A 7,021-nucleotide genomic window follows, 5' to 3' on the forward strand; every position below is an offset into this window, starting at 1 on the left:
GCCCATATGCAGTAAGTCAAGCGATCAACAGCGGTAAGCGACGAATAATCCTCCGCAGCCATTTTTTCGATGACGCGCCCGCCTGCGTTCAAAAGCCATGTCTCATTATCCTCGTCGGGCATTAATCGCCCCCTTGGCGAACGCCTCGCACTGCTGCCGACTATCTCTCATGCTTTGGCCGACCATTCAATTCAAGCAGCCTCTCGTAATTCTGTGAGGGCTCTGACCCAGGGGATGTGTGTGGCGTTCCACTTCAAAAGATTGTTCAACCATCGAAAGCGGTGAAGTTCTGATGTCCTTGTCGTCTCGCGCCAATTGCATTTAGGCTGATCTTGACCTGACACTGGATAGCCTTATCGAAACCAGCAACCGAGCTGGGCTTCTCCCGAGATCATCTCGATGAACTCGGCGCTGGTCATGATCCTGGTTTCGTGGAAACCAAATTCACTAACGAAGGTGACCGCCCAGAGGGAGCTGTCAACCTGCACTGCCATATGAAATGATCTCATAGTTGCCTCCTTTTCTCGAAGAAGACAGCACGGCAGCCAGGACGCGTCGACTCGCAAATCTGCGAGTGATCCATCGTCTACCGTCGAGCGATTGGCTAAATGTTCTTGTGCTGGCCGAAGTCAATAACTCGTATTAAGCAATTGCTTTTTGGGACGTTGCTGATGAAGTGGCGGCATGACCAATCCACCTCGCATGCCTCCAAAACCGCTGCCGCACGAAGGTGCGCTGCAAGTCTGGCGAAACCGCAGACACAAAAAAAGCCCCACTACGGAGCGGGGCTAAGGTTGAGGTGGGTCGCATAGCGAAGTGTAACGAATCTCCGCACGGCCCGAAGGTTTTACGATCAACAGAGCATATTGTTCCCGTGCCGACAGATTTTCTTTAATCAGTCGCACCATTAGTTCGGCCTCTTCGGGCTCCAGGTGCGCGCGAAGCCTTCCGTGAGCAGTTTCTTCCCGATCTTTTCCCCGTTCGTCCGATAGATGTTGACGAGCGGACGGTGAGACAGGGTTTTGTCGACTGCGCCGCTCAATACGATCCGCAATCCCTTTTCAGCCAAAAGCTCTTCCAACCTTCCCTTGGCGATCAGCGCCAGCTTCCGTTCCTTGATGCACTTCGCGTGCGATCCAATCTCCGGCGTATCGATGCCCGTGACGAACGGAATACCTTCCCCCAGCAGTCGCATGTTCTGCCCGCTCAGCGATGCGGAAATAATCAGTCCGGCAAACATGAACCTTCTCCCATGCTCGGCCGATAAGACCGCGCAGACTTGATCGAAGYGGGCCGATCCATTCGCGAACCGACCCGCCGATGAAACACAAGTGCCGACCTGTCATATTGAAACGCTGCCATCATTGCGGCGGCATTGTCGGTGGTCAGCAAACCACCATGCCCATGGTGCGTTTCGCGGAGCAACGGCCCTACAATTATGCCTGTGCTTAACACCTGCGCCCTTCCGGTATTCCGTGCTCGCTCTTGTCGTTTCCAACAGGTCTTCATCTTAGCGTTTCACCAACCTGTAATCTGAGGACGATTGATGCATTAACTCACGCCATCGTCCCAACGTCGACGGTGCCTCCAGGCTTGATGTAATTGCCGCCCCTTATCAGCAGAGCCCAAACTATTCGCGCGGTCTTGTTGGCCAATGCTACTGCCGCCACTTTAAAAGGGCGCCGCTTCCGAAGCTTTGCTAGCCACGGAGAGACTCGTTCAGCTGTTTTGGCGCTCCGAATAACCGACATTGCTCCGGTTACAAGCAGAGTTCGGAGGTGGCTATTTCCCATCCTGGAAATATTGCCCAGCGCCTGGCTCTCTCCGCTCGAATGACTTTTCGGAGTTAGGCCAATCCATGCCGCAAAATGGCGGGCCGATTTAAATCCACTAAGGTCAGGAGCAAGCGCTGTGATGGCGACTGCAATTATAGGCCCGACGCCAGGGATGGTCATGAGTCTCTTGATATCGGCGTCGTTCTTCGTTCGAGCTAGGATTTCGCGATCAAGTCGTGCGATGTTCGCCCAGAAACTCAATCTGTTTAAGAATTTGCTGCAAGGCGAAGCGAGCGGAAGCCGGAATGCGGCCGTCGTGCTCATCGTTTGCGATGGCGATAAGTGCCTTCAAACCAGTTGTACCTTGGGCGGTCGCGACCCCCAGTTCAGCCAAATGGGACCGAAGTGCATTAATCGCTTGCGTCCTCTGGCGTATGGCCAGGGAGCGCGCCCGGAAGATCATGCCCGATGCCTGTTGTTCAGCAGATTTGACGGGGACAAATCGCATCGTCTTTCGCGTCAAAGCTTCGTTGATCGCTTCCGCGTCATTGAAATCGCTCTTTCCCCGCTTCACAAAGGGCTTCACATAGGCTGGATGGACCAACGGACCTCATGGCCGAACTCGGCAATGCGGCGAGCCCAATGATGAGCGGTACTGCAGGCCTCGAGACCGACCAGGCACGGTGGCAATTTCGCGAAGAATTCGAGAAGGTCTGCCCGTTTTATTTTCCGATTGAAAACCCTTGAGCCATCAGCGTCGGCAGCATGCACTTGGAAAACGTTCTTCGCTATATCCAGTCCGATAGTCGCTATTTTCTTCACGACACAACTCCTCAGGTTGGTGAACAACGGCGAGGATTTTGTCGTTTGTTTCACGTCGACGGCAAGAGGGTGCGCCGGCCTCTGATCGAGGATCTTGTGCCTGCCGGCGGGGGACGGACGACGGCAAGCTGCGGCATGCTTCTTGTAAGGGGCTGCGCGAAGCCGCTGATCAACTGCCGGTTTATGAGTTGGACGACATACGCTAAGGTTCAACACCGGGCAGCCTCGTCGATCGGCAAACAGCCACCCTCAGTCTTTGCTAGTAACTTCCACTTGATCCCTTCTGTTCGGCCTTTTGATTCTCTTGGCCAGCAAAACCGTCGACGAGATCCCACCGCTCAGCATCTTTAGAAAAAGTATATTGAAAAAGGTGAGGGAATACGCATTTCCGACAACTGTTGTCGAAGCGCCTGCACCGTAGATCGGCAAAGGAATGAGAAAAATTAAAGAAACGAAGGTGAGCACGGATGCCAAGTCCGCTTTCACAACTCTTTTTAGATCGGCAACTATAATTTCTCGGCTCAAACGGGAGGAAATGATATAAATCGAAAATAATAGTGTCTTCACGACCGTAAATGTGATCAGAGAAAACGAAAGGCATGTATAAAGGGCGACCTGTTCTGGATGGTTCTCCGCCAGCCATGGCAGTTCATAGTGGTATTTCGGTAGAATAACCAACAAGTATCTTAGGTGCGGGGCGATGTAATCCAGTACGCCTCCTCTGGTCAGCCAAAGAAACAAGATCGACATAGACAAAACAGCCATATCGAGGGGCGGACCGCTAATATGGCTCTCATATCGTTTGATAAAGTTCTGATTTTGAAGGCGAAAGAAAAGATCAACCCCGGCTAAACTTTTAAAAATCATTTACGTCCAGCCTTTGCCCCGAACTATGCCTGAAAAACCCAATCGAAGGGGCGGGGCGCGTCTTAGTGGGAGTGGGCGGAGTCTGTCAAGCATAACGCCCGTCAACCATTCCCGTCGACCTCTCCATCTTCGTCGAACTCGTGCACCGGCAGATAGGTGTTTCTTCTCCATTCACTCCCGCACGATATATCTGATGGCGTCTTCTCGCGTCAGCATCAGCTCGCTCGAGACGTTCCGTAGGGCCTCTTCAGTATCGTCGTCGAGAGCGATGGAACCGGAGTTGCGCACGAGCAAGGCGGCGCGACGCAGCATGATCTGCAGATCTGCCCGGGAAATGTCGGCGATGCGATCGGCGGCGTCTTCAAGGAGGGTGGGCATATCGGGCATGGTCAGGGTTTCTCCGGCGCCTGAGGTCCTTCTGAGCCGATTAGCATATCGGAGTGGCGAAGGCACCCACAGACGATGCTAACCTTCTGCCCCGTCGTCAAAAGCGTACGCGTCATTATTCCGAGGAAGAGGCGGGAGCCGGACGGTTGTCATACGCACCTTCGCGTGCAATTCTGCCGCGTAGGCTGTTTAGGCAAGGTGCACATGGCGGTAACAACATTCGCATCTCCACCCTGGTGGAGAATTGCCGTTGCGGTAATTGTAGTGCCTTTGGCGGCATCCTTCGCATATGCGGTTTACAGCCCAGCCTATCAGGGCTTGCCGGATATGATGGAGCGCGTTGTCCAAACAACTGAAGTCGTCGCATTCTTCGGTGCTTATCCGCCAACTGTTGCCTTGGGAATTCCATTGATACTCTATTTCAGGGGACGAGTAAGGGCGTCCCTTGCAAATTGTGCGATGGCCGGGGCCTCCGTTGCTACCTTCCCGTGGTTATGCCTAACTGTATTTTTCGGCCCGGATAAGGCCTACACGAATGATCACATCACCTATCAAAACGGAATGATGACGTGGTGGGGGTTGYTGGAAACTACCGAATTGCTCACAGAAATAGCTGTATTCGGAATTGCCGCCGGTGGACTGTTCTGGCTAATCGCCGCGGCCGGCATCAAAAAACAGCCCCCTTCTAAAGTGTTTGATTAGCGGCTCTCGATATTGCCCGATCGCGATCGATCCAGAGCTGCGCAACAGCAGCGCCGCGCGGCGGAGCATGATCTGAAGATCCGATCGCGAGAAATCTGCGATCCGGTCGGCGGCGTCCTCGAGGAGGGTGGCGGTATCGGGCGTTGTCATCGGCTCCTCAATGCTCCACGCATATGTCTCGTGCCGGCGACAATCCGCGGCGGTTACCTTGATGGTAACCGCCCGCAATCGCAGTCTAACCGATACGCCGGACGTGAGGAAACTGAGGGGCAGTCGATAAATTTCCGCAGCGGAATCAATGGCGTCAAACTACCCCTCAAATCCGAGCATATTCACTGAAATCACTGCATAAATTGTGATTCTTGGCAATCCTGCAGGGGTCGCCATTTTTCAAGTGTCCATCCATGCAGCATGCCGTTGGCCAAACAGGTAGAGCGGCTTCCGTAAAACGAAGTTGCTGGGCCGTGGACCGTCTATCCGATTGGAACACGCATTTACGGCGATGTCTTCGGGCGACATGATTATCAACGAAAACTATGTAGGTGTCGCGAAAGATGGGTGTCCGCATCGTGCTCATAGGCTTCCCGGGCGTTGGTAAGTTGACCATCGCGAAAGAGTTGAGCGCCATGGTTTCGGCAAAAATTGTCGACAACCACTGGGTCAACAATCCGATTCTGCGTCTGCTGGATGAGGATGGAACGGCCCCGCTTCCAAAGGGAATATGGGAGTTTACAGGTCGATTTCGACAAACCGTCCTTGATGCAATCACCGCTTACGCGCCGTCCGCCAATTTCATTTTCACGCTGCCGGCTTGGAGGGTGATGAGCGGAGCCTTCGTACCTTTCAACAGATCGCCGGTGCTGCCGAAGCCTGCGACGCCGTTTTGGTGCCGGTGCGTTTGCTGTGTGATGAAGAGGATCTAGCTCGCCGGGTTTCGAACCCCGAGCGACGCCAAAGGTTGAAATCCACGGATGTGGCAGCCTCGAGGGATCGCAGTCGGAGGGCGGGGGTTTTCGATCCACTCCACCCAAACACATTGGTGCTCGACGTCACTTCCGCATCACCGGGAAAAACGGCCATCGCGATCCGAGAGCATATTCTAAAGGTCCTTGGCGACCTGTCAGCCTGAAATTCGTCGGAGTTGATTCTATTCGCGCTACGATCGTCGATACGCCTGATGGCGGGAGGTGAGGCGTTCTGACGAGCTATCGGTTTACGCAAAGCCGGCCCGAAAGGCCGGCTGACGCCTGTCGAAAAATCGCAGCGCGCGGATGGGGCTCCCTCATCCGCGCGCCGAAGTAGCCGACTTTTGCGGCCAGCGTGTTGTGGCGATCGGACGACCGCCACAACGCTATCGTTACAGGAGAAAATCGCCTGCCCCCAGGTGGACGAGGCCCTTCAGCTGAACCTCGAAGTCATGAATGCCGTCGCCGTTCATGTCGGCCTGGATAACGGTAACATCGCTCGCGGATCCGGCGTGGTCGTCATAGTGCCAAGCGAGCGCGCCAGCCTTGTGATCGAACAAGGCATTCTCCTGTGCCTGAAAATGGAAGGTACCATTGCCCGCCGCAGAGCCATTCGCATCGATCGCCGAGATGTCGATCTTATCGACGCCGTGCTGGAAGTCGGTGATGACGTCGCGGTTTAAGCCGGACCCGGTTTCCGTCGGTGCCTTCAAGATAAACGTATCCTCACCGATGCCACCGGTCATAATGTCCTTTCCGACACCACCAATGAGGACATCATTGCCGGCGCCGCCGTCCAGCTTGTCCGCGCCAGCCCCGCCAGTGAGAACGTTGCCGCCGCCGTTGCCGCCGGTCAGTACGTCGTTGTAGCTTGAGCCGGTCAAGTTTTCGATGCCGGCGATCTTGTCACCGGTCGCCTGGTCGCCCGATGCGGCCTTAGTCGCCAAGTTGACGTTGACCGCGTCGGAGCCCGCATAGCTGGCCGTGTCATTGCCAGTACCGCCGTCGAGCACGTCCGCGCCGGCGCCGCCCTTCAACACGTCACTACCGCCGAGACCCTTGAAGGTTTCGTTGCCGCCGTTGGACTGGCCGGTGTGCGGTAGGATGTCGTTGCCGTTGGTGCCGATGATTTCCTTCGTCGGTGTGGTTGGCGTCGTCGGCGTGGTTGGCGTGGTTGGCGTCGTCGGCGTGGTTGGCGTCGTTGGCGTGGTTGGCGTCGTCGGCGTGGTTGGCGTCGTCGGCGTTCCCGGTGCCGCGCTGGAGCCCGATTCGTAGGCACCCATATCGACAGTTCCAACGACGCGAGCGTGGTCGTCCAGATCGACCGAGCTGACGCCGTACTTGGCGGTTCCGCCGTCGATCGCTGCCGAGCCCGAGGCGAGGTGGAAGTTGTCGCTCGCTGCCCCCACGAAATGCGGGTCGATGCCGAGCTTGTTGCCGTTCGCCGTGCTCGGCATAGCGTTGCCGCCGTCGGTCCTKACCGAGGCCTGGCCGGCCGTGCCG

At 55.7% G+C, this 7,021-nt stretch carries 5 protein-coding genes and 4 pseudogenes; 2 read left to right on the top strand and 7 right to left on the bottom strand.

What is annotated here, in order from left to right:
- Positions 1-353: 353 nt before the first annotated feature.
- The 5 genes and pseudogenes from AC1ECN_RS37635 to AC1ECN_RS37655 form a co-directional block, all read right to left on the bottom strand.
- Positions 354-509: a hypothetical protein gene (locus AC1ECN_RS37635; protein WP_165406131.1), complete on the bottom strand. Its 156-nt coding sequence runs from the start codon at positions 507-509 to the stop codon at positions 354-356.
- Between the two features lie 398 nt (positions 510-907).
- Positions 908-1,240, bottom strand: coding sequence for a thermonuclease family protein (locus AC1ECN_RS37640; RefSeq protein WP_130672544.1), 333 nt, complete (start codon positions 1,238-1,240; stop codon positions 908-910).
- A gap of 316 nt (positions 1,241-1,556) precedes the next feature.
- A pseudogene (locus tag AC1ECN_RS37645) lies at positions 1,557-2,597 on the bottom strand (IS110 family RNA-guided transposase).
- Positions 2,598-2,846: 249 nt separating this feature from the next.
- Positions 2,847-3,464 carry a hypothetical protein gene (locus AC1ECN_RS37650; RefSeq protein ID WP_197727197.1) on the bottom strand — a complete coding sequence of 206 codons (618 nt, stop codon included), beginning with the start codon at positions 3,462-3,464 and terminating at the stop codon, positions 2,847-2,849.
- A 101-nt stretch (positions 3,465-3,565) separates the two neighbouring features.
- Positions 3,566-3,857: pseudogene (locus tag AC1ECN_RS37655) on the bottom strand (CopG family transcriptional regulator).
- Between the two features lie 198 nt (positions 3,858-4,055).
- On the opposite strand from AC1ECN_RS37655, the gene AC1ECN_RS37660 reads away from it, so the two are divergent.
- Entirely contained in the window at positions 4,056-4,553 is a 498-nt protein-coding gene (locus AC1ECN_RS37660; RefSeq protein WP_075223906.1) for a hypothetical protein, read from the top strand.
- Positions 4,554-4,571: 18 nt separating this feature from the next.
- Here AC1ECN_RS37660 and AC1ECN_RS37665 read toward each other — a convergent pair.
- Positions 4,572-4,703, bottom strand: a pseudogene (locus AC1ECN_RS37665) (CopG family transcriptional regulator); the annotation flags it as partial.
- A gap of 404 nt (positions 4,704-5,107) precedes the next feature.
- Between AC1ECN_RS37665 and AC1ECN_RS37670 the strand changes: the two are divergent.
- A pseudogene (locus tag AC1ECN_RS37670) lies at positions 5,108-5,682 on the top strand (DEAD/DEAH box helicase family protein).
- 228 nt (positions 5,683-5,910) lie between these two features.
- Here the strand turns inward: AC1ECN_RS37670 and AC1ECN_RS37675 are convergent.
- The coding region (locus AC1ECN_RS37675) for a calcium-binding protein (protein ID WP_477955923.1) at positions 5,911-7,021 on the bottom strand (1,111 nt) is incomplete at its 5' end.

The sequence above is a fragment of the Rhizobium sp. 01N447_2 genome (assembly GCF_056399245.1).

Coding starts and splice junctions, on each gene's coding strand:
- AC1ECN_RS37650 (WP_197727197.1), bottom strand. CDS start 3,464: ATGATTTTTAAAAGTTTAGCCGGGGTTGATCTTTTCTTTCGCCTTCAA.
- AC1ECN_RS37635 (WP_165406131.1), bottom strand. CDS start 509: ATGAGATCATTTCATATGGCAGTGCAGGTTGACAGCTCCCTCTGGGCG.
- AC1ECN_RS37640 (WP_130672544.1), bottom strand. CDS start 1,240: ATGTTTGCCGGACTGATTATTTCCGCATCGCTGAGCGGGCAGAACATG.